Raw genomic sequence first — 23,364 nt, 5'->3', positions numbered from 1 at the left:
ATATTTATGCTTATTGATTAACCTGATCCAACCAACCCCATTTATCTTCGGTTTCACCGGTAAAGAGGCCAAAGAAGGCGTCCTGGATACGTTTGGTGACCGGACCACGGCGACCTTCGCCTACCTGGATGCCGTCAACGCTGCGTACCGGGGTGATCTCTGCAGCGGTACCGGACATGAAGATTTCATCAGCCAGGTACAGCGATTCGCGGGACAGAACCTGCTCGCGCACTTCGATACCCAGATCCTGCGCCAGCTTGATGATGGCGTCACGGGTGATGCCCGGCAGGGCTGAAGAGGTGAATGGCGGGGTGAACAGAATGCCATCTTTCACTTCAAACAGGTTCTCACCTGCACCTTCAGAGATATAGCCGTTCACATCCAGGGCGATACCTTCCTGATAGCCATGGCGACGTGCTTCGCTACCAACCAGCAGGGAGGAGAGGTAGTTACCGCCCGCTTTGGCTGCGGTCGGGATAGTGTTTGGTGCCACACGGTTCCAGGAGGAAACCATCGCGTCGATCCCCTGCTCCAGCGCTTCTGCGCCGAGGTAGGCTCCCCACGGGAACGCGGCGATGATCACATCGGTGGTGTAACCTGCTGGCGGGTTAACGCCCATCCCCACATCGCCCACGAATACCAGAGGACGGATATAGGCGCTGGTCAGGTTGTTTTTGCGCAGGACGGCGCGGCAAGCTTCCATCAGCTCGTCGACGCTCTGGGAAACCGGGAAACGATAAATTTTGGCTGAATCACGCAGACGCTGCATGTGTTCGCGATGGCGGAACACCACCGGACCTTTGTGTGAGTCGTAGCAACGGATGCCTTCAAAAACAGACGTACCGTAGTGAAGCGCGTGGGACATCACGTGGACTGTAGCGTCCTCCCAGCGAATCATCTCACCATTGGACCAAATGAAATCAGCTTTCTTCGTCGTCATTTTTCTTCCTTTGCGCTCAGGCGCGAATTTGTTGTGTTTGCGATGTAGCGGCACGCTGCTGGATATCGACCCGTGCGACGTCGACCAGTTTGCTCAACTGGCTAAACAGTAATTCGACGGGGCGCTGGCTGGCAACGGTCAATTCGATATTTATGTTCTGCGCGTCGGTGGCGGTTTCCATGTTCATGGAACATATCTGGAACCCACGATGGCGCACCACGCGCAACACACGTTCTAATGTTTCCGGGTTGAAGCGAGCCTGCACGGCGACCTGATGTTGCATCATGATAATTTCTCCAGCATTTGTGAGTTACTGGCGCCGGGCGGCACCAACGGCCAGACATTCTCAAGCTCGTCGATTGAGACATGAAGCAGGTAAGGCCCCTTGCTTGACAGCATTTCATCAAGTGCCGCTTCAACCTGGTCTTTACGGGTGATGTGCTGGCCAGGGATGCCAAAGGCACTGGCCAGAACGAGGAAATCAGGGTTATCGGTCAGGGTGGTTTCGCTGTAACGCTCCTGGAAAAAGAGCTGCTGCCACTGGCGCACCATGCCTAAACGTTGGTTATCCAGCAGCACGATTTTCACCGGCAGCTGCTTACGCTTGATGGTGCCCAGTTCCTGAACATTCATCATGAAGGAGCCATCACCGGAGACACAGATCACCGTATCCTCCGGGCGCGCCACCTGGGCACCTACGGCAGCTGGCAAGCCGAAGCCCATAGTGCCTAAACCGCTGGAGGTGATGAAGTTTTCCGGCCGCGTGTAGGTCATGTGCTGGGCGGACCACATCTGATGCTGGCCCACGTCGGTGGTCACCACACTGTCGGCCGGTTTGCGATCCGACAGTTGCTTGAGCAGCAACGGGGCATAGATCGCTTCACCAGGATGGTCGTAGCGCCAGGCGTGCTCGCGGCGCATCTCTGCCGCATGCTGACGCCACGCGTCGATCGCCAAAGGCTGCTGTAACGCAGGCAACAGCGCGTTGAGGTCACCTTGCAGGGCCACGTGCGCCTGACGAAGCTTATTCATCTCTGCCGGGTCGATATCCATATGAATGACTTTGGCATTCGGTGCGAAGGTATTCAGCTTGCCGGTTACGCGGTCATCAAAACGCGCGCCCACGGCGATCAGCAGGTCACACTCCTGCACGGCGAGGTTGGCGGCTTTGGTGCCGTGCATCCCCAGCATGCCGAGATAGTACGGGTAGTCAGCCTCCACCGCACCCAGCCCTTTTAAGGTGCAGGCCGCTGGCATCCGGGTGGTGGCGATAAATTCGCGCAGGGCCGGCACCGCCTGCGCCATCCCCACGCCGCCGCCCACATACAGGATCGGCTTTTGCGCGTGGGCTAACATCTGGCTGGCCTCGCTGACTTCGGCAAACGGGAACGCATCCTCATTCTCAACGGTGGAGAAGTGCGGCTCCAGCTCGCCAAGGGCAACCTGGATATCTTTCGGGATATCAACCAGAACCGGACCAGGACGGCCTGAGTTTGCCACCTCAAAGGCTTCCGCCATCACGCGCGGCAGCTCTTCCAGGGATTGCACGAGGAAGCTGTGTTTCGTACAAGCCAGTGACAAACCGAGAACGTCCACTTCCTGGAAAGCGTCGGTACCGATCAAAGGAGAAGCAACCTGGCCGGTGATCGCCACAACCGGAACGGAATCAAGCAGCGCGTCAGCCAGGCCGGTGATCAGGTTGGTAGCGCCTGGGCCAGAGGTCGCCATGCAGACGCCTGTTTTCCCGGTTGCACGGGCATAACCAATGGCCGCCATCGCCGCACCCTGCTCGTGTCGGCACAACAGGTGTTCCACGCCGCCGTCATACAACGCATCGTAAATCGGCATAATTGCGCCACCCGGGTAACCGAAGATGGTATCGACTCCCTGCGCTCGCAACGCATGTACTACCCACTGTGCGCCATTCATAGTTACTTCCCCGTCGTAAATCGTGAGAAACAGAATTTTGTGCTACTACTCATCGTCTGCTCCTCGTTTATGTTTTAAGGTCATAAAAAAACCCCCGGACCTTTCGGTGCGGGGGTCTTAGTTCGTTAAGGCTTGATTACTAAGCCTTTCCTCGTCCAAGTGCAGCCCCGCACGGTGGGATAATAATCACCACCACGCTAATCACGACCAGGCTAATCACTCGTAGAAGGGCTGTCATTTTCTGTTCTTTTTGCATCTTGTTCGAAGGAATACCTAAAGAGTTATCACAGATATCGAACCGAGCACAACTTTTTTTTATAATTCACTTTCTTATGACGCTAATAGTTTAGATAAAAATCATTGTTTTTTATGAGAAAAATAGAAAATGAATTATTTTCATTTTTTGTTACTCAACAAAGGCCGATAAGGAAAACGTATTGCGCTTTGCGAGCAGGCTTCCATGACAATGAAAAGGTTACAATTTCGGGGAAATATTGCGGAACAGGCTGCGTAAAAACGCGATTTAGCGATAAATACGGGGACCACAAAGTGACATAGTGGCGCTACAAGGAGGCTCGTTATGTCACTGTCGGTTGTTTATACCCGCGCTGCGTTAGGCGTTAAAGCGCCGCTCATTTCCGTAGAAGTTCACCTCAGTAATGGCCTCCCGGGCTTAACGCTGGTCGGCCTGCCGGAAACCACCGTCAAAGAGGCCAGAGATCGGGTACGCAGCGCAATCATTAATAGCGGTTATACCTTTCCGGCCAAAAAGATCACCATCAATCTGGCACCGGCCGATTTACCTAAGGAAGGCGGAAGATATGATTTACCTATCGCCATTGCGCTTCTCGCTGCCTCTGAGCAGCTCTCCTCTTCCAGGCTAAGCGCATACGAGTTCGTGGGTGAGCTGGCGCTCACAGGCGCATTAAGAGGGGTTCCCGGCGCGATATCTGGCGCCCTGGCGGCCATACAGGCTGGCAGAGAGATTATTGTCGCCAACGATAACGCTGCCGAAGTCAGCCTTATCGAACAAAAAGGCTGTCTGGTGGCAGAGCACTTGCAGGAAGTATGCGCCTTTCTGGAGGGCCATCACGAGCTGACTGCACCCGCTGGAGAGCCTTTTGTGCCAGGCAATGACGATCGTGATATCAGCGATATCATCGGTCAGGAGCAGGGTAAACGGGCGCTGGAAATCACCGCGGCCGGCGCGCACAATCTACTGCTGATTGGCCCACCAGGCACCGGCAAAACCATGCTCGCGAGCCGACTAAATGGCCTGCTGCCGCCACTCAGTAACCATGAGGCGCTGGAGAGTGCGGCAATCGTAAGTCTGGTCAACGCCACATCGATGTATAAGCAGTGGCGTCAGCGTCCCTTTCGCGCACCTCATCACAGCGCCTCGCTCGTGGCCATGGTGGGCGGGGGTGCTATCCCTGCGCCGGGAGAGATTTCGCTGGCGCACAATGGCATTCTCTTTCTGGACGAGTTACCCGAGTTTGAACGACGCGTGCTGGATGCTTTACGCGAGCCTATTGAATCCGGGCAGATCAATATCTCCCGTACCCGCGCAAAGATCAGTTATCCGGCTCGCTTCCAGCTTATCGCCGCCATGAATCCCAGCCCAACGGGGCACTATCAGGGCAATCATAATCGCTGTTCACCCGAACAGACGCTTCGCTATCTGGGGCGTCTGTCGGGACCGTTTCTCGACCGCTTCGACTTATCCCTTGAGATCCCGCTACCGCCGCCAGGGTTACTAAGCCAGACGCACACTATGGGAGAATCCAGCATCACCGTGCGAAACAGAGTGATCGCCGCGCAGGAGCGGCAGCTGGTGCGGCAAAATAAACTCAATGCCCATCTGGATAATGCGGAGATCCGCAGGTTTTGCCCACTCACGACAGAAGATGCCAAGTGGCTGGAAGAGACCCTTACCCGGTTCGGCCTGTCGGTACGTGCCTGGCAGCGGCTGCTGAAGGTGGCCCGTACGATTGCCGATCTGGAGGAGAGTGAAAAGATTGAACGTAGACACCTGCAGGAGGCCTTGAGCTATCGCGCTATCGATCGTCTACTGCTGCATCTGCAAAAAATGCTGGCATAAAAAAAGGGGCCGGAGCCCCTTCTTCTTAATCGTCTGATTCGGTGTAGTCTTCTGCACCTTCCATCTGTGGTTTACCACCAGACAGAGTATGGAACCGCTTTGGACGCTTGATACGCCCCATATACTTGATCCATACGCGCTCCGCTTCCGTTACCGGCTCACGCTCGCCACGGCAGACGGCAACAAACGATTTTTCGTCATCAGTGGTGGGTTCACGTTTTCCCAAATCCAGTTCATTGAAAGCATAACCGTGGCGCTCAAGCAGTTGTGCCTCTTTGATGGTGAAATCACCATGGCGAGAAAATCCGCGTGGATAATTTTTATTGTCGAAAAAACGATTAGTCGTCGTAAAGCTTTCCGCCATCCTACACGCTCCTATATCTTTGGCCGAGCTATTTATGGCGCGGAGTATTAGTTACGCTTGACAGAGCGTCCAACAAAACATTTAAATCATAACGACAAATTATTTTGCGGAGAAAACCGTGGATACGGAATTGCTAAAAACTTTCCTCGAAGTGAGCAGAACTCGCCACTTTGGGCGCGCCGCAGAAGCGCTTTATCTGACTCAGTCGGCGGTAAGCTTTCGTATTCGTCAGCTTGAAAATCAGCTTGGGGTGAATCTTTTTACCCGTCATCGCAATAACATTCGCTTAACGCCTGCGGGTGAAAAACTTCTGCCTTATGCAGAAACCCTGATGAATACCTGGCAGGCCGCCCGTAAAGAGGTTGCCCATACCTCAAAGCATAATGAGTTTTCTATCGGTGCCAGCGCCTCTTTATGGGAGTGCATGCTAAGCCCCTGGCTTAGCCGATTATATCGCTCTCACGGACAGTTGCAGTTTGAGGCCCGCATTGCGCAGCGACAGTCGCTGGTGAAGCAGTTGCATGAACGACAGCTGGATCTGCTGATCACCACCGAAGCGCCGAAAATGGATGAATTTAGCAGCCAGATCCTCGGACAGTTCACCCTGGCGCTTTATGCTGCTGAACCTTCGGCCATGAAAAGCGACCTGAACTATCTGCGACTCGAGTGGGGCCCCGATTTCCAGCCGCATGAGGCCGGTTTGATTGCCATTGACGATGTTCCGATCCTGACCACCAGTTCCGCTGAGATAGCCTGCCAGCAGCTCGCATCGTTAAAAGGTTGCACCTGGTTGCCGCAACGCTGGGCCAGTAATAAACCGGGATTACATACGGTGACAGATTCTGCCACCCTTCAGAGGCCACTGTATGCCATCTGGTTGCAAAACAGCGATAAGCAAGGCCAAATCAAAGATCTGCTTAAAATCAATGTGATGGATTAAAGGATACGTTGCAAGGACGCAACGGAAAGACGTGAAAGAGGCAGGTTTTGCTTTCTTACAGACAAAAAAAATCCTTTGCCGAAGCAAAGGATTCTTTATATGGCAGGGGCGGAGAGACTCGAACTCGCGACACCCGGTTTTGGAGACCGGTGCTCTACCAACTGAGCTACGCCCCTAAATTTCTTACTACTAAGCCTGCTACATTAGCAGGCTTAGTTTTAATAGGTGGCGGAACGGACGGGACTCGAACCCGCGACCCCCTGCGTGACAGGCAGGTATTCTAACCGACTGAACTACCGCTCCACCGAATACTTCTGTAACCACCGGATTAACGTCCCGGTTCACTACGTAATTTGATGCCTGGCAGTTCCCTACTCTCGCATGGGGAGACCCCACACTACCATCGGCGCTACGGCGTTTCACTTCTGAGTTCGGCATGGGGTCAGGTGGGACCACCGCGCTACAGCCGCCAGGCAAATTCTGTTGTTCACCCCGCCCTCAGGCGTGATGAGTAATCTGTAATCAGCTGAAAATCGTCTTCTCAAATCCGCCGAAACAGCTTCGGCGTTGTAAGGTTAAGCCTCACGGTTCATTAGTATCGGTTAGCTCAACGCATCGCTGCGCTTACACACCCGACCTATCAACGTCGTCGTCTTCAACGTTCCTTCAGGACTCTCAAGGAGTCAGGGAGAACTCATCTCGGGGCAAGTTTCGTGCTTAGATGCTTTCAGCACTTATCTTTTCCGCATTTAGCTACCGGGCAGTGCCATTGGCATGACAACCCGAACACCAGTGATGCGTCCACTCCGGTCCTCTCGTACTAGGAGCAGCCCCCCTCAATTCTCCAGCGCCCACGGCAGATAGGGACCGAACTGTCTCACGACGTTCTAAACCCAGCTCGCGTACCACTTTAAACGGCGAACAGCCGTACCCTTGGGACCTACTTCAGCCCCAGGATGTGATGAGCCGACATCGAGGTGCCAAACACCGCCGTCGATATGAACTCTTGGGCGGTATCAGCCTGTTATCCCCGGAGTACCTTTTATCCGTTGAGCGATGGCCCTTCCATACAGAACCACCGGATCACTATGACCTGCTTTCGCACCTGCTCGAGCCGTCACTCTCGCAGTCAAGCTAGCTTATGCCATTGCACTAACCTCCTGATGTCCGACCAGGATTAGCTAACCTTCGTGCTCCTCCGTTACTCTTTAGGAGGAGACCGCCCCAGTCAAACTACCCACCAGACACTGTCCGCAACCCGGATTACGGGTCCACGTTAGAACACCAGCCATTAAAGGGTGGTATTTCAAGGTTGGCTCCACGCAGACTGGCGTCCACGCTTCAAAGCCTCCCACCTATCCTACACATCAAGGACCAGTGTTCAGTGTCAAGCTATAGTAAAGGTTCACGGGGTCTTTCCGTCTTGCCGCGGGTACACTGCATCTTCACAGCGATTTCAATTTCACTGAGTCTCGGGTGGAGACAGCCTGGCCATCATTACGCCATTCGTGCAGGTCGGAACTTACCCGACAAGGAATTTCGCTACCTTAGGACCGTTATAGTTACGGCCGCCGTTTACCGGGGCTTCGATCAAGAGCTTCGCGTTGCCGCTAACCCCATCAATTAACCTTCCGGCACCGGGCAGGCGTCACACCGTATACGTCCACTTTCGTGTTTGCACAGTGCTGTGTTTTTAATAAACAGTTGCAGCCAGCTGGTATCTTCGACTGATTTCAGCTCCACGAGCAAGTCGCTTCACTTACCATCAGCGTGCCTTCTCCCGAAGTTACGGCACCATTTTGCCTAGTTCCTTCACCCGAGTTCTCTCAAGCGCCTTGGTATTCTCTACCTGACCACCTGTGTCGGTTTGGGGTACGATTTGATGTTACCTGATGCTTAGAGGCTTTTCCTGGAAGCAGGGCATTTGTTGCTTCAGCACCGTAGTGCCTCGTCATCACACCTCAGCGTTAGTAAGGTTCCGGATTTACCTGGAACCTCCGCCTACATGCTTAAACCGGGACAACCGTCGCCCGGCCAACATAGCCTTCTCCGTCCCCCCTTCGCAGTAACACCGAGTACAGGAATATTAACCTGTTTCCCATCGACTACGCCTTTCGGCCTCGCCTTAGGGGTCGACTCACCCTGCCCCGATTAACGTTGGACAGGAACCCTTGGTCTTCCGGCGAGCGGGTTTTTCACCCGCTTTATCGTTACTTATGTCAGCATTCGCACTTCTGATACCTCCAGCAGACCTCACAGTCCACCTTCGACGGCTTACAGAACGCTCCCCTACCCAACAACGCATAAGCGTCGCTGCCGCAGCTTCGGTGCATGGTTTAGCCCCGTTACATCTTCCGCGCAGGCCGACTCGACCAGTGAGCTATTACGCTTTCTTTAAATGATGGCTGCTTCTAAGCCAACATCCTGGCTGTCTGTGCCTTCCCACATCGTTTCCCACTTAACCATGACTTTGGGACCTTAGCTGGCGGTCTGGGTTGTTTCCCTCTTCACGACGGACGTTAGCACCCGCCGTGTGTCTCCCGTGATAACATTCTCCGGTATTCGCAGTTTGCATCGGGTTGGTAAGCCGGGATGGCCCCCTAGCCGAAACAGTGCTCTACCCCCGGAGATGAGTTCACGAGGCGCTACCTAAATAGCTTTCGGGGAGAACCAGCTATCTCCCGGTTTGATTGGCCTTTCACCCCCAGCCACAAGTCATCCGCTAATTTTTCAACATTAGTCGGTTCGGTCCTCCAGTTAGTGTTACCCAACCTTCAACCTGCCCATGGCTAGATCACCGGGTTTCGGGTCTATACCCTGCAACTTAACGCCCAGTTAAGACTCGGTTTCCCTTCGGCTCCCCTATACGGTTAACCTTGCTACAGAATATAAGTCGCTGACCCATTATACAAAAGGTACGCAGTCACACCACGAAGGTGCTCCCACTGCTTGTACGTACACGGTTTCAGGTTCTTTTTCACTCCCCTCGCCGGGGTTCTTTTCGCCTTTCCCTCACGGTACTGGTTCACTATCGGTCAGTCAGGAGTATTTAGCCTTGGAGGATGGTCCCCCCATATTCAGACAGGATACCACGTGTCCCGCCCTACTCTTCGAGTTCACAGCAGGTGTATCTTCGTGTACGGGAGTATCACCCTGTACCCTGCGACTTTCCAGACGCTTCCACTGACACACATGCTGATTCAGACTCTGGGCTGCTCCCCGTTCGCTCGCCGCTACTGGGGGAATCTCGGTTGATTTCTTTTCCTCAGGGTACTTAGATGTTTCAGTTCCCCTGGTTCGCTTCGTTAAGCTATGTATTCACTTAACGATAGTGCAACGGATTGCACTGGGTTTCCCCATTCGGAAATCGTCGGTTATAACGGTTCATATCACCTTACCGACGCTTATCGCAGATTAGCACGTCCTTCATCGCCTCTGACTGCCTAGGCATCCACCGTGTACGCTTAGTCGCTTAACCTCACAACCCGAAGCTGTTTCACTTCTGATTGCGAAAATTTGAGAGACTCGAACACACCGCTCATCTGCTCTTATTACGGAGAGCAGACACAGTGTGTCGTTTCAATTTTCAGCTTGATCCAGATTTTTAAAGAGCAAAACTTCGCAGCGCACCTTCGCAGGTACACTCTGAAGTTTTTGTGTTGTCGCAGTAAAGGATGGTGGAGCTATGCGGGATCGAACCGCAGACCTCCTGCGTGCAAGGCAGGCGCTCTCCCAGCTGAGCTATAGCCCCATCGTAGTTAAATCTCTTCAAATTTGCGTGGCAAATTTGGTAGGCCTGAGTGGACTTGAACCACCGACCTCACCCTTATCAGGGGTGCGCTCTAACCACCTGAGCTACAAGCCTGCAGAGATTTTTACTGCTTACTTTTCATCAGACAATCTGTGTGGACACTACAAAGGCAGGTTCTTTAAGGTAAGGAGGTGATCCAACCGCAGGTTCCCCTACGGTTACCTTGTTACGACTTCACCCCAGTCATGAATCACAAAGTGGTAAGCGCCCTCCCGAAGGTTAAGCTACCTACTTCTTTTGCAACCCACTCCCATGGTGTGACGGGCGGTGTGTACAAGGCCCGGGAACGTATTCACCGTAGCATTCTGATCTACGATTACTAGCGATTCCGACTTCATGGAGTCGAGTTGCAGACTCCAATCCGGACTACGACGCACTTTATGAGGTCCGCTTGCTCTCGCGCGGTCGCTTCTCTTTGTATGCGCCATTGTAGCACGTGTGTAGCCCTACTCGTAAGGGCCATGATGACTTGACGTCATCCCCACCTTCCTCCAGTTTATCACTGGCAGTCTCCTTTGAGTTCCCGGCCTAACCGCTGGCAACAAAGGATAAGGGTTGCGCTCGTTGCGGGACTTAACCCAACATTTCACAACACGAGCTGACGACAGCCATGCAGCACCTGTCTCAGAGTTCCCGAAGGCACCAAAGCATCTCTGCTAAGTTCTCTGGATGTCAAGAGTAGGTAAGGTTCTTCGCGTTGCATCGAATTAAACCACATGCTCCACCGCTTGTGCGGGCCCCCGTCAATTCATTTGAGTTTTAACCTTGCGGCCGTACTCCCCAGGCGGTCGACTTAACGCGTTAGCTCCGGAAGCCACTCCTCAAGGGAACAACCTCCAAGTCGACATCGTTTACGGCGTGGACTACCAGGGTATCTAATCCTGTTTGCTCCCCACGCTTTCGCACCTGAGCGTCAGTCTTTGTCCAGGGGGCCGCCTTCGCCACCGGTATTCCTCCAGATCTCTACGCATTTCACCGCTACACCTGGAATTCTACCCCCCTCTACAAGACTCTAGCCTGCCAGTTTCGAATGCAGTTCCCAGGTTGAGCCCGGGGATTTCACATCCGACTTGACAGACCGCCTGCGTGCGCTTTACGCCCAGTAATTCCGATTAACGCTTGCACCCTCCGTATTACCGCGGCTGCTGGCACGGAGTTAGCCGGTGCTTCTTCTGCGAGTAACGTCAATCGATGAGGTTATTAACCTCACCGCCTTCCTCCTCGCTGAAAGTACTTTACAACCCGAAGGCCTTCTTCATACACGCGGCATGGCTGCATCAGGCTTGCGCCCATTGTGCAATATTCCCCACTGCTGCCTCCCGTAGGAGTCTGGACCGTGTCTCAGTTCCAGTGTGGCTGGTCATCCTCTCAGACCAGCTAGGGATCGTCGCCTAGGTGAGCCATTACCCCACCTACTAGCTAATCCCATCTGGGCACATCTGATGGCAAGAGGCCCGAAGGTCCCCCTCTTTGGTCTTGCGACGTTATGCGGTATTAGCTACCGTTTCCAGTAGTTATCCCCCTCCATCAGGCAGTTTCCCAGACATTACTCACCCGTCCGCCACTCGTCACCCGAGAGCAAGCTCTCTGTGCTACCGTTCGACTTGCATGTGTTAGGCCTGCCGCCAGCGTTCAATCTGAGCCATGATCAAACTCTTCAATTTAAGTTTGATGCTCGTGAATTAAACTTCGTAATGAATTACGTATGTTCACTCAGAGACTTTGGTATTCATTTATCGTCTTGCGACGTTAAGAATCCATGTCACTTTGAGTGCCCACACAGATTGTCTGATAAATTGTTAAAGAGCAGTGCAACGCGGCTTTCGCTCACCGTTGCGAGGTCCCGTATAATACGTTTTCCTCATTCAGAGTCAAGCAATTATTTTCGCTTTTCTCCGCCGGCATTCATCTCTGAAGCCTGCTGTCACGGCGGTTTGTAATCCGTTGTTCCGTGTCAGTGGAGGCGCATTATAGGGAGTTCTTCGGCAGTGACAAGAGCTAATTTAAAAAAATCTTTCAACCGTCTTTTTTTTGCTCAAAAACGTGCTACAGCGCTAGTTTTTCGAGCGTTTCAAAGCCGTAACGGCGTAAAACGGGTAAAAGTTGCTCAGTCTCAGCGGTCAATGCCATGCAATACGCAATATTGTTGTCGGCAGATTTTGCATCTGGCGCTTCATGTTCAAGCAGCCAGGCGGTGCGACGGGCAATAGCCGCACCGGAATCCACCAACCGGGTCCCTTCTGGCAGAACGGCAAGCAACTCCTCCTGTAATAGAGGGAAGTGCGTGCAGCCCAGCACAACCGTATCGGGCGGTTCCGACATTTTCAGCCATGGACGCAAGATACGACTCAGCTCCTCCAGGGATACTGCCTGACCATGCAGCTTCGCTTCCGCCATCTCCACCAGCTCGGCAGAACCTAACATGGCAATCTTGCATTCATTGGCAAAGCGTTCGATCAGCTCGCGGGTATAAGGACGCTTAACCGTACCGCGCGTTGCCAGCAGTCCCACCACGCCATTCGCCGTCAGACGCGCCGCAGGTTTAATCGCTGGCACCACGCCGACAACCGGAAACGGGAATTTTTCGCGTAAAGCGGGAAGGGAAACCGTACTCGCCGTATTACAGGCAATCACCGCCAGGGCGAGAGGATAATGTTGTTGTACGGCGGTAACGATTTCAACGACGCGTTCGACAATAAACGCTTCGCTCTTCTCCCCATAAGGAAAAGCCACGTTATCGAATGCATAGATGTAATGAAGATCCGGCAGCAGATGCCGAATCTCATCATAGACTGAAAGCCCACCGACACCGGAGTCAAACACCAGGACGGTGGGACGTGGGTCAGAAGGTGTAGCTGCCAGACAAGGTGTATTCCCGTCCTGCAGTTTCATAGCCATAAACTGTCTCGTAGTCTTTATCGAACAGGTTGGCGATTTTACCACGAACTGTAAGGTGAGAGGTGACAGGATATGAAACGGCGAGATCCCACAAACTTACCCCACCCATTTTCACTCGCTCTGAGGTGAACGTATTTGGATCATACGCCACGTCATAACGGGTGCCCAGATAGCGGTAGGCCAGATTCCAGTCGAGATCCCATACCTGCGTATCCAGCTGGTACTTCACCTGCTGCTTCGAACGGCGAGCCAGCACTTCGTTGGTTTTGGCATTACGCGGATCAACATAGTCATAAGAAATCTGATGCCCCACCGGACCCGTATCGAACTGCGCCGTGGCTTCAATACCTTTGATGCGTGCTTTATCCACGTTGTAGTAGCGGAACGTACGCGGGTCGCTGCTGATCAGGTTATCGATATCGTTGCGATAACCCGATACACGCCAGGTCACCGGTCCGGTCAGTCCCTCAAAGCCACCTTCCCACTGCTTGCTCTCTTCCGGCTTCAGGTCCGGGTTGCCGTAGCTCGCACTGTGGATCTGGCTCATGGTCGGCGCTTTGTAGGCCGTGCCGTAGGAACCGATAATCCGGTAACCTTCGATAAACTCCCATCCGGCGCTGGTCTGCCAGGTGTTATGGTTGCCAAAGTTAGAGTTATCGTCATTACGCGCGGCGGCTTCCAGGGTGACGCTATCGAACTGCTGCATGGCGGACAGGAAAACCCCGGTGTTGCGTTGCTCGTAGCCTTTATCCAGATAGCCGGTTCCCGCCTGGGTTTTTTGCTTCTGCCAGTCCAGACCCGCGCCGATATTGCCGTGGCCCACCGTGACGGTGTTCATCCACTGGGCGGTGTATTGCTTGACGTCATCCGTAGTGGCAGACGAAGCATAGCGGCCTTTGCTCGGGTCATAGTTCTGATCTTTGCTGCGACCGTAACCACCCACCAGTTGGGTCTGGTAGATCCCCTGGTTATAGCGCAGGCCGGTGTCCCAGTTCTGGCTATACAGCTGACGCGTATCCGGCAGGCCATCGACCATAAAGCTGTCGTCATAATGCTCATAGCCGTCATACGCCGTGCGGTTGTCATAGCCGAGCCCACGCACGAAGCCGCTCAGGTTGTCGGTGATCTGCTGCTCAACCGAGCCAAACAGCGACTTGCTCATAAAGCCGTCGCGATCGGGCTGGCGTGGCGCATCTGCCGCATCGATATCAAAACCACGGGTGTAGGTATAGTTACCGCCGAGGGTGATTTTGGTTTTATCCAGCACCTGCTGGAAGGCACCATCATAAGATTGATAGCCTTTCGAGCCGACGCTGGCGGTAATTTCCGCCCCTGGCTTGTCCCGACCCGTAATAATGTTAATCACGCCGCCAATCGCATCCGAACCATACAGGGCCGAGCGCGGGCCACGAATGTATTCGACACGCTGAATGAGCGACACGGGAATCTGGCTGAGATCCGGTGAGTTACTGATCCCGGCGTTATTCAGTGGAATGCCGTCAATCAGCACCAGCACATGACGGGATTCGGTCCCGCGAATAAAGGTAGAGGAGTTAGCGCCTATCCCACCGCTCTGGGCGATATCCACACCCGGTAAGCGTGACATGACCTCAACGACGCTTTTTGCCTGCCAGCGTTCAATGTCTTCCCGGGTAACAACGGAGCTGGGGGCCAGAACGGTATTGGCAGGTTGTGCAACACGGTTTGCCGTTACGACCAACGCGTCTGCGCCATCCTGCGCCCAGCCCGAAAATGCCGTGACGGAAAGCGCCGTCAACAGCGATACTTTTTTAATCATTGTTAAAGCATCCACAATATAAGAAGGATGCCGCAGGCCTCACCCATAGCACGCGATGATGAAACCAAATGCGACGTGATCCCGGCAGGTCTTCGGGCTAGGTGGCTTTATAAGGATGAAGACTTCCCATTTTCACAGTGTCTACAGCGCTCATCCCGCCAGTCTTTACCGCTGCGCGTCAGCTCCAGATTTGCACTGGATTCCCTTTTCACTCACAAGAGACCGGAAACATAATGCTACATTTAGACACGTATAGATGTCCAGACTGCCGTTAACCATTAAGGCTGGACATCCCCTGCACAATCCCTACAATCCCCGCGTAATTCATCATCAATCAGGAAGCATCATGACCCCCGAACACCTCCCGACAGAACAGTACGACGCGCAACTGGCAGAGAAAGTCGTCCGTCTGCAAAGTATGATGACGCCTTTTGCTGCGCCTGCGCCTGAGGTGTTCCGCTCCCCGGTCAGTCACTACCGTATGCGTGCTGAATTCCGTATCTGGCACGACGGTGACGACCTGTATCACATCATTTTCGATCAGCAGACCAAAAGCCGTATCCGCGTGGACAGCTTCCCGGCGGCCAGCGAGCTGATTAACCAGTTGATGACCCTGATGATGGACGGCGTGCGCAATAATCCGCTGCTGCGCCATAAGCTGTTCCAGATTGACTACCTGACCACCCAAAGCAATCAGGCCATCGTCTCCCTCCTGTACCATAAAGCGCTGAATGACGAGTGGCGCCAGGCTGCAGAAGCCCTGCGTGATGCGCTGCGCGCGCAGAACATCAACGTCCATCTGATTGGCCGTGCGACAAAAACCAAAATCGCACTGGATCAGGATTTCATCGACGAGCGCCTGCCGGTGGCGGGCAAAGAGATGATTTATCGCCAGGTGGAGAACAGCTTTACTCAGCCGAACGCGGCGATGAACGTGCAGATGCTGGAGTGGGCGCTGAATGCCACCGAAGGTTCAACCGGCGATCTGCTGGAGCTCTACTGCGGTAACGGCAACTTCTCGCTGGCGCTGGCGCGTAACTTCAATCGCGTACTGGCTACCGAAATCGCCAAACCGTCGGTGGCTTCCGCTCAGTACAACATCGCGGCGAACCACATTGATAATGTGCAGATCATTCGCATGTCAGCGGAAGAGTTTACTCAGGCGATGAACGGCGTGCGGGAATTTAACCGTCTGCAGGGGATTGATCTGAAGAGCTACCAGTGTGAGACGATTTTCGTCGATCCGCCGCGCAGCGGGCTGGACAGCGAAACTGAGAAGATGGTGCAGGCGTACCCGCGTATTCTGTATATCTCCTGCAACCCGGAAACCTTATGCAAGAACCTGGAAACATTAAGCCAGACGCACAAGGTTGAACGTCTGGCGTTGTTCGATCAGTTCCCGTATACGCACCATATGGAGTGCGGCGTGTTACTGACGGCCCGGTAAACCGTTATCGCCGGGTGGCGCTGCGCTTACCCGGCGTGGGACAGATTACTCTGGCAGCTGCTGTTTACGGTTACGCATTTTAATGCCGATCCAGAACACCAGCGCCACCGACAGTACGGCAGGCAGGAAGTTAGAGCCAATATCCGGATACTCTGCGCGCACCACGGTGCTATACAGCAGGACACCCAGCACAAAGAACGCCGCCGACAATGCCGGTAACCCCACCGGCATGGTGCGATTCTGATAACGCTGATGCAGACAGTACACCGTCAGCACCAAAGAGATCATCGGGAAAACCGAAAACGGTACAATGGAGCTAAACATCGCTGCAAAGGTACCGTTAATGGATAAGCCAGCGATCAATGCCAGCAATAATGTTCCTTTATCCTGTCCTGTCTGTTTCATTACTCACCTTTCACTCATCGGATTGATGCGCCAGTTTTTCTTGTTCACGGCGATACCAGTAATAAGCCCCTTTAGAGATCATCCGCAGTTGCAATACCAGTCGCTCTTCGAGTTGCTTGCGTTGTTCAACGCTCACATCCAGTGCTTCGGCGCCCGCACTGAAGACTATGGTCACCATCGCCTCGGCCTGCGCTTCAGTAAAGGCGCGCGGCATATGGTTTTCGAGTTCAAGATAGTCGGCAAGTTCCGCAATAAAATGCTGAATCTCACGCGCCACGGCGGCACGAAACGCGGCCGAGGTACCAGAGCGTTCGCGCAACAGTAAACGAAACGCGTTAGGGTTGTTGCCGATAAACTCCATAAAGGTGGAAACGGAGGTGCGGATCACGCTGCCCCCTTTGGCGATACGCTGACGCGCCTGGCGCATCAGCTGGCGGAGCATCAGCCCGCTTTCATCCACCATGGTCAGACCCAGTTCATCTACGTCACGGAAATGACGATAGAAAGAGGTAGGCGCAATCCCGGCTTCGCGTGCGACTTCGCGCAGGCTCAGACTGGCAAAACTTCGCTCGGCACTCAGTTGACTGAATGCCGCTTCTACCAGCGAACGCCGGGTTTTCTCTTTTTGTTGTGCTCTTACGCCCATCACGATAGTTGAATCCTTCCAAAGGCCCGCTGGCACTATACCAGAGAATAAAATTAATCGGTTTACCTGGCTTACAGAATGAGGGTTTCCCTGTTGTTTGTGCTCCACCACGCGAAAAGAGCACAACGATAATTGGGTTATCCCGCCAATGATGTTACTATTCTGTTGCTTTTATGTATAAGAACAGGTAAGCCTTACCATGTCACATTCCTACGATTACGACGCAATAGTTATTGGTTCCGGCCCCGGCGGCGAAGGCGCTGCTATGGGACTGGTTAAGCAAGGAGCCAGAGTAGCGGTTATTGAGCGCTACCATAATGTTGGCGGCGGTTGCACCCACTGGGGCACCATCCCTTCCAAAGCTCTCCGCCACGCTGTCAGCCGCATCATTGAATTCAACCAGAACCCTCTTTACAGCGATCACTCCCGTCTTCTCCGCTCTTCTTTTGCCGACATACTGAACCATGCTGATAACGTTATTAATCAGCAGACGCGTATGCGTCAGGGCTTTTATGAGCGCAATCACTGCGAAATTCTGCAGGGTAACGCCCATTTCGTTGATGAACATACGCTGGCGCTGGAGTGCCATGATGGTTCGGTCGAGACCATTACCGCCGAGAAGTTTGTGATCGCCTGTGGCTCACGTCCGTACCATCCGGCTGATGTGGATTTCTCCCATCCGCGGGTTTACGACAGCGACTCCATTCTGAGTCTGCATCATGAGCCACGCCACGTGCTGATCTACGGTGCCGGGGTGATCGGCTGTGAATATGCCTCCATCTTCCGCGGCATGAACGTCAAAGTTGACCTGATTAACACTCGCGACCGCCTGCTGGCGTTCCTCGATCAGGAGATGTCCGATTCGCTGTCGTACCACTTCTGGAACAGCGGCGTGGTGATTCGTCACAACGAAGAGTACGAGAAGATCGAAGGCTGTGACGATGGCGTGATCATGCATCTGAAGTCGGGTAAAAAGCTGAAAGCCGACTGCCTGCTTTACGCTAACGGTCGTACCGGTAACACCGACTCGCTGGCGCTGGAAAACATCGGTTTGACCACCGACAGCCGTGGGCTGCTCAAGGTCAACAGCATGTACCAGACCGCCCTGCCGCATATCTATGCTGTCGGTGACGTGATTGGTTATCCAAGCCTGGCATCAGCGGCGTATGACCAGGGGCGTATTGCCGCTCAGGCGCTGGTGAAAGGTGAAGCGACGGCGCATCTGATCGAAGATATTCCGACCGGCATTTACACCATTCCGGAAATTAGCTCTGTCGGCAAAACCGAGCAGCAGCTGACGGCCATGAAGGTGCCTTACGAGGTGGGTCGTGCCCAGTTTAAACATCTGGCGCGGGCGCAAATCGTCGGGATGAGCGTGGGAACGCTGAAGATCCTGTTCCATCGCGAGACGAAAGAGATCCTCGGCATACACTGCTTCGGCGAGCGTGCGGCGGAAATCATTCACATCGGCCAGGCGATCATGGAGCAAAAAGGTGGCGGTAACACCATCGAATACTTTGTTAATACCACCTTTAACTACCCGACCATGGCAGAAGCTTATCGGGTAGCGGCGCTGAACGGCTTAAACCGCCTGTTTTAACGCACTGTCGAAACGGCCTTCCATCGAACTGCGGATGGCCTCTGCCAGCTGCTCATAGCGGCTGCGCAGCGGCGATCCCGGACGATAAACCAGGCCAATGGTACGGCGCGGCTCCGGCTTAATGCATGGCAGATAGACCACCCCGTCGCGACGACGTTCCGGCGGGACTGACAGCGCGGGCAGCAGCGTAATTCCACTTCCTGCCGCCACCATGTTACGCAGCGTTTCCAGGCTGGTCGCACGGAAGTGGGTATCTTCATCGGCACCCGCTTCAAAGCAGAAGCCCATCGCCTGATCGCGCAGACAGTGGCCATCTTCCAGCATCAGCAGCTTTTCCCCGGCCAGATCGGCCATCGGCACGCGATCGCGGTTCGCCCACGGGTGATCCTCATAGATCGCCAGCATCATCGGCTCGTCAAACAGCGGCACTTCGATAAAAGCTTCACTCTCTTTGACCAGCGCGAGGATCGCGCAATCGAGCTTACCGCTGTCCAGCTGCGCCAGCAGCTGATGGGTTTGCGCTTCGTGCAGATACATTTCGAGTTTCGGGAAGGTCTGGTGCAGCATCGGAATAATTTGCGGCAGCAGGTACGGGCCAACGGTTGGGATCAGGCCAATATGCAGCGGGCCGGACATCGTCTCCCCCTGCTGGCTCGCCATTTCCTTGAGCACTTTGACCTCGCGCAGCACGGTGCGCGCCTGATCCACCAGCAGCAGGCCCGCCTGGGTGAACAGCACTTTACGACTGGTGCGCTCCAGCAGCATCACGCCAAGCTCATCCTCCAGCTTGCGGATCTGTCCGCTAAGCGTAGGCTGACTGACGTGGCAGGAGTCTGCCGCGCGGCGAAAATGGCGGTGCTCGGCTAACGCCACCAGGTATTCAAGATCACGAATATTCATTATTCATCCTCCGTCGCCACGATAGTTCATGGCGATAGATAGCATAGCAACGAACGATTATCCCTATCAAGCGTTCTGTTGAATAATGCATCACAGAGACGAGGCGGCACTGATTACCCTTGAAGTCCTGTCCCGTCTGACGAGTTTCTCTCAAAACTCGAACAACTAAAGCCAACGTGAACTTTTGCGGACCTCGTGGTCCGCTTTTTTTTTGCGTAAAAAAACCGGATAAACGCAAAATGGCAACCGAAGTTGCCATTTTTAGTGTTTGCTCCCTCTCCCGGTGGGAGAGGGCCGGGGTGAGGGCACCAGCCCGCACGAATTATACCAGGCGGTTTTTCGCATCCGCAATCGCCTGCGCGACCTGCTTCGGCGACACGCCACCTTTGGCCGCACGCTTATCCAGACAGGATTGCAGGGCCAGGATCGGATAGACATCCTCGCCAATCACGCTGCTGAATTTCTGCAGGTCGGCCAGCGGCAGATCTTCCAGCGGTTTGCCCTGACGAATGGCTTCTACCACCGCTTCGCCGACGATATGGTGCGCTTCACGGAACGGCACACCTTTGGCGACCAGGTAATCCGCCAGCTCGGTGGAGTTAGCGTAGCCCTGCTGGGCCGCTTCCTGGCAACGCGGACGTTTCACCTGAATGCCATCAAGCACCAGCGCCGCCATATGCAGACAGTCCAGCCAGGTGTCGAGCGCATCGAACAACCCTTCCTTGTCTTCCTGCATATCTTTGTTGTAGGCCAGCGGTAGCCCTTTGAGGGTCATCATCATGCCGGTCAGCGCACCCTGCACGCGGCCACACTTGCCGCGGATCAGCTCCAGCGCATCCGGGTTTTTCTTCTGCGGCATCAGGGAGGAGCCGGAGGTCACACGGTCCGACAGTTCAACAAAACCGGCTTCGCCAGAGTTGAAGAAGATCAGGTCTTCGGCAAAGCGCGACAGGTGCACCATACCGATAGAGGCATTGGAGAGCAGCTCCAGCACGTGGTCACGGTCGGAGACGCTGTCCAGGCTGTTGCGGGTGGCGGAAGCAAAGCCCAGCCAGCCGGCCAGCTGTTCACGGTCGATTTCGTAGGCGGTACCCGCCAGCGCGCCGCTGCCCAGCGGGCTTACGTCGAGGCGCTTCAAAGTATCCTGCAGGCGGCTCTCATCACGGGCCAGCATCTCAACGTAGGCCAGCGACCAGTGCGCAAAGGTGACAGGCTGGGCACGCTGCAGGTGGGTATAACCCGGCATCACCGCATCCTGATTGTTGTGCGCGGTTTCCACCAGCGCGCTCTGCAGCTGACGATTCGCGGCCAGCAGTTCCACCACAGTGTCTTTACACCACAGCTTGAGGTCGGTCGCCACCTGGTCGTTACGGCTCCGGCCGGTGTGCAGCTTTTTACCTAACTGGCCGACTTTGTCGATCAGCTTGCCTTCCACCCAGCTGTGAATATCTTCGGCGTCGCTCTCAAGGATCTGCTGCGGGTTCAGACGCACCTCTTCCAGCAGGTTGTTCAGCGCCTCTTCCAGCTGCACCTGTTCGTCTGCGGTCAGCACGCCTACGGTCACCAGCGCTTTGGACCAGGCCACAGAGCCGACGATATCCTGTTCGGCCAGGCGGTAGTCGAAGCGCAAAGAGTCGTTGAACTGTTTGAACCGTTGATCCGCTGCCTGTGTAAAACGCCCACCCCAAAGTGCCATAACATGCTTCCTTTATTCGTTAGTTCCGCCGGGTGGCGCTACGCTTACCCGGCCTACGGTCTTGTAGGCCCGGCAAGCAGAGCGCCGCCGGGCAGTAAATCTTAAGCCAAAATACGCGTACCAATCGGCGTGCCGTTAAACAGCGCCGGCAGTTGCTCGGCGTGGCGCCAGGAGGCGATATCCACCGGACGACCGAGCGTGCGGGCGGCATCCAGCGCCGCGTTCACCTTCACAATCATGCCATCGGTAATAATGCCCTGCTCGATCAGCTGCTCGGCTTTCTCAGCGGTCATTTCCGCGATGCGCTGGCCTTTGCCGTCCAGAATGCCGCTCACGTCAGAGAGCAGGATCAGGTCAGCACCCAGCGTCGCCGCCAGCGCGGTTGCCGCCTGGTCAGCGTTGACGTTCATCAGATCGCCCTCTTCGGTGACGCCGATAGAGCTGACCACTGGCAGGAAACCGCCTTCCAGCAGGGTATTAATCAGTTTTGGTGAACCCGGCTGCGCCAGTCCTACGTGGCCAAGCTCTTCATCGAGCTGGGTCACTTGGACGCTGTCGCCATCGCCAAGATAGAGACCCACGGAGGCGATATGGTGTTTCTTCGCCCAGGACAACAGGGTTTTGTTGGCAGTCCCCGCCAGGGCACCGGTAATAATGTCGATCTGGTCAGCAGGCGTAACGCGCAGGCCGTTCTTCTTTTTCACCGGCAGGTTCAGGCCTTTCATTAATTCATCGACCACGCAGCCGCCGCCGTGAACAATCACCAGCGGGCGTTGATGGGATTCGCGATAGTTAACCAGCGCGGTAAACAGACGCTCCAGCGCCTCTTCGCTGTCCAGCAGGACACCACCAAGCTTGATAATTAATGGGTTCATCATCACACCTTAAATAAGAGACTGCGTTTCAGCATAGCCAAAACGAATATTTGCGCACTGGATAGCCTGAGCGGCAGCGCCTTTCAGCAGGTTATCTTCTGCGGCCACCACAATCAGGTGCTCACCCTGCACAGCAAAGCCGATATCGCAGAACGGCAGACCAACCACGTTTTTCAGCGCCGGGACGCCTTTGTCATACAGACGCACCAGCGGTTTATCCGCATACGCCGTCGTGAAGACCTCGCTCACCTGATCGTTAGTCACGCCCGGCTTCAGGCGGCAGGTGATGGTTTCGAGGATCCCGCGCGGGAAGCTGCCCAGATGCGGCGTAAAGATAACGTCCGCCCCCAGGTGGGTAGTGATTTCCGGGTGATGACGGTGATTGAACACACCGTACGGCTGCAGGCTCACTTCGCAGAAGCTGTTGGAAATCGCCGCTTTGCGCCCGGCTCCGCTCACGCCGCTGGTGGCGTTGATCACCGGCCACTGATTCAGATCCAACAGGTTTGCATCGATCAACGGCTTCAGGGAGAGCTGCGCCGCCGTCGGGTAGCAACCCGGCACCGCAATCAGGTTCGCTTCTTTCAGCGCATCGGCGCTCCACTCCGCCAGACCGTACACCGCTTTTTCAAGCAGTTCCGGGTGCTGATGGGTAAAGCCATAGTATTTTTCATAGAACGCGGCGTCGTTCACCCGGAACGCACCGGAGAGATCGAACACCACGCAACCGGCGGCCAGGAACTGCGGCGCCAGGTCGTGGCTGACTTCGTGGGCGGTGGCTAAAAACACCACGTCCACGCCGTCGGTAAACTCGCTGATATCCGACATTGGCTGCAATGGCAGATCGACAATCCCTTTAAGTTGCGGATGTAAATCGGAAATTAACTTTCCTGCATCATTGCTTTGCGCTGAGACAGTCAAAGCGGTTATGGTCATATGAGGATGGCGATTCACGTAGCTTACAAGCTCTGCGCCCGCATAACCGCTGGCGCCTACAATCAGCGTATTCAACAT

General features: G+C 54.7%; 18 protein-coding genes, 4 tRNA genes, 3 rRNA genes and 1 riboswitch. Of the genes, 4 read left to right on the top strand and 21 right to left on the bottom strand.

Annotated elements, in window-relative coordinates:
• Positions 1-10: 10 nt before the first annotated feature.
• From ilvE to ilvL, 5 genes are all read right to left on the bottom strand, one after another.
• A complete protein-coding gene (gene ilvE, locus LG383_RS19635; protein WP_106995957.1) occupies positions 11-940 on the bottom strand; it encodes a branched-chain-amino-acid transaminase in 930 nt (309 codons plus the stop codon).
• A 16-nt stretch (positions 941-956) separates the two neighbouring features.
• Positions 957-1,226, bottom strand: coding sequence for an acetolactate synthase 2 small subunit (gene ilvM, locus LG383_RS19630; RefSeq protein ID WP_032615208.1), 270 nt, complete (start codon positions 1,224-1,226; stop codon positions 957-959).
• Entirely contained in the window at positions 1,223-2,869 is a 1,647-nt protein-coding gene (gene ilvG, locus LG383_RS19625) for an acetolactate synthase 2 catalytic subunit (RefSeq protein WP_106995958.1), read from the bottom strand. The genes ilvM and ilvG overlap by 4 nt, the downstream gene beginning before the upstream one ends.
• A gap of 2 nt (positions 2,870-2,871) precedes the next feature.
• A complete protein-coding gene (ilvX, locus tag LG383_RS19620) occupies positions 2,872-2,922 on the bottom strand; it encodes a peptide IlvX (RefSeq protein ID WP_196221615.1) in 51 nt (16 codons plus the stop codon).
• A gap of 86 nt (positions 2,923-3,008) precedes the next feature.
• Positions 3,009-3,107, bottom strand: coding sequence for an ilv operon leader peptide (ilvL, locus tag LG383_RS19615; protein WP_001311244.1), 99 nt, complete (start codon positions 3,105-3,107; stop codon positions 3,009-3,011).
• 342 nt (positions 3,108-3,449) lie between these two features.
• Here ilvL and LG383_RS19610 point away from each other — a divergent pair, with 342 nt between their 5' ends.
• Positions 3,450-4,970 (top strand): YifB family Mg chelatase-like AAA ATPase, encoded by a 1,521-nt coding sequence (locus tag LG383_RS19610; RefSeq protein ID WP_225759968.1) that lies wholly within the window; start codon positions 3,450-3,452, stop codon positions 4,968-4,970.
• 25 nt (positions 4,971-4,995) lie between these two features.
• Here the strand turns inward: LG383_RS19610 and LG383_RS19605 are convergent, their stop codons facing one another.
• Positions 4,996-5,334, bottom strand: coding sequence for a DUF413 domain-containing protein (locus LG383_RS19605; RefSeq protein ID WP_106995960.1), 339 nt, complete (start codon positions 5,332-5,334; stop codon positions 4,996-4,998).
• 118 nt (positions 5,335-5,452) lie between these two features.
• Here LG383_RS19605 and hdfR point away from each other — a divergent pair, with 118 nt between their 5' ends.
• Positions 5,453-6,274: an HTH-type transcriptional regulator HdfR gene (gene hdfR, locus LG383_RS19600; protein ID WP_225759967.1), complete on the top strand. Its 822-nt coding sequence runs from the start codon at positions 5,453-5,455 to the stop codon at positions 6,272-6,274.
• A gap of 100 nt (positions 6,275-6,374) precedes the next feature.
• Here hdfR and LG383_RS19595 read toward each other — a convergent pair.
• The 9 genes from LG383_RS19595 to btuB form a co-directional block, all read right to left on the bottom strand.
• Positions 6,375-6,450 (bottom strand) — tRNA-Trp (locus tag LG383_RS19595).
• 50 nt (positions 6,451-6,500) lie between these two features.
• Positions 6,501-6,577, bottom strand: a tRNA-Asp gene (locus LG383_RS19590).
• A gap of 55 nt (positions 6,578-6,632) precedes the next feature.
• Positions 6,633-6,748, bottom strand: a 5S ribosomal RNA gene (gene rrf, locus LG383_RS19585).
• Between the two features lie 97 nt (positions 6,749-6,845).
• Positions 6,846-9,752: ribosomal RNA gene (locus tag LG383_RS19580) — 23S ribosomal RNA — on the bottom strand.
• A gap of 197 nt (positions 9,753-9,949) precedes the next feature.
• Positions 9,950-10,025, bottom strand: a tRNA-Ala gene (locus LG383_RS19575).
• Between the two features lie 37 nt (positions 10,026-10,062).
• Positions 10,063-10,139 (bottom strand) — tRNA-Ile (locus LG383_RS19570).
• Between the two features lie 70 nt (positions 10,140-10,209).
• Positions 10,210-11,749: ribosomal RNA gene (locus LG383_RS19565) — 16S ribosomal RNA — on the bottom strand.
• Together the 16S, 23S and 5S rRNA genes with 4 tRNA genes alongside form the textbook arrangement of a ribosomal RNA operon.
• A 382-nt stretch (positions 11,750-12,131) precedes the next feature.
• On the bottom strand, positions 12,132-12,983 hold the full coding sequence (murI, locus tag LG383_RS19560) for a glutamate racemase (RefSeq protein WP_225759966.1): 852 nt from the start codon (positions 12,981-12,983) through the stop codon (positions 12,132-12,134).
• Positions 12,928-14,781, bottom strand: coding sequence for a TonB-dependent vitamin B12 receptor BtuB (btuB, locus tag LG383_RS19555; protein ID WP_225759965.1), 1,854 nt, complete (start codon positions 14,779-14,781; stop codon positions 12,928-12,930). Before btuB ends, murI begins: the two co-directional genes overlap by 56 nt.
• A gap of 65 nt (positions 14,782-14,846) precedes the next feature.
• A riboswitch (cobalamin riboswitch) is annotated at positions 14,847-15,023 on the bottom strand.
• A gap of 104 nt (positions 15,024-15,127) precedes the next feature.
• Between btuB and trmA the strand changes: the two genes are divergently transcribed.
• Positions 15,128-16,228 carry a tRNA (uridine(54)-C5)-methyltransferase TrmA gene (trmA, locus tag LG383_RS19550; RefSeq protein WP_225759964.1) on the top strand — a complete coding sequence of 367 codons (1,101 nt, stop codon included), beginning with the start codon at positions 15,128-15,130 and terminating at the stop codon, positions 16,226-16,228.
• A 45-nt stretch (positions 16,229-16,273) separates the two neighbouring features.
• Here trmA and LG383_RS19545 read toward each other — a convergent pair whose 3' ends face one another.
• Complete coding sequence (locus LG383_RS19545; protein WP_166184793.1) at positions 16,274-16,633, bottom strand: YijD family membrane protein; 360 nt, start codon at positions 16,631-16,633, stop codon at positions 16,274-16,276.
• 10 nt (positions 16,634-16,643) lie between these two features.
• Entirely contained in the window at positions 16,644-17,282 is a 639-nt protein-coding gene (fabR, locus tag LG383_RS19540) for an HTH-type transcriptional repressor FabR (RefSeq protein WP_032615233.1), read from the bottom strand.
• A gap of 196 nt (positions 17,283-17,478) precedes the next feature.
• On the opposite strand from fabR, the gene sthA reads away from it, so the two are divergent.
• A complete protein-coding gene (gene sthA / locus LG383_RS19535) occupies positions 17,479-18,879 on the top strand; it encodes a Si-specific NAD(P)(+) transhydrogenase (protein WP_106995805.1) in 1,401 nt (466 codons plus the stop codon).
• On the opposite strand, the gene oxyR is transcribed toward sthA, so the two are convergent.
• The 4 genes from oxyR to argC form a co-directional block, all read right to left on the bottom strand.
• Complete coding sequence (gene oxyR / locus LG383_RS19530; RefSeq protein ID WP_106995804.1) at positions 18,862-19,779, bottom strand: DNA-binding transcriptional regulator OxyR; 918 nt, start codon at positions 19,777-19,779, stop codon at positions 18,862-18,864. The two genes, sthA and oxyR, sit on opposite strands and share 18 nt — an antisense overlap.
• Positions 19,780-20,101: 322 nt before the next feature.
• A complete protein-coding gene (gene argH, locus LG383_RS19525; RefSeq protein WP_225759963.1) occupies positions 20,102-21,475 on the bottom strand; it encodes an argininosuccinate lyase in 1,374 nt (457 codons plus the stop codon).
• 101 nt (positions 21,476-21,576) lie between these two features.
• Positions 21,577-22,353 carry an acetylglutamate kinase gene (argB, locus tag LG383_RS19520; RefSeq protein ID WP_225759962.1) on the bottom strand — a complete coding sequence of 259 codons (777 nt, stop codon included), beginning with the start codon at positions 22,351-22,353 and terminating at the stop codon, positions 21,577-21,579.
• 6 nt (positions 22,354-22,359) lie between these two features.
• Positions 22,360-23,364, bottom strand: coding sequence for an N-acetyl-gamma-glutamyl-phosphate reductase (gene argC / locus LG383_RS19515; protein ID WP_225759961.1), 1,005 nt, complete (start codon positions 23,362-23,364; stop codon positions 22,360-22,362).

This window comes from Leclercia sp. Marseille-Q4284 (assembly GCF_916618945.1).
In the GTDB taxonomy this organism is placed as follows: Bacteria; Pseudomonadota; Gammaproteobacteria; order Enterobacterales; family Enterobacteriaceae; genus Enterobacter; species Enterobacter tamurae.
Note: the sequence above shows the minus strand (reverse complement) of the source record. Positions and strands in the feature narration are given on the sequence as shown.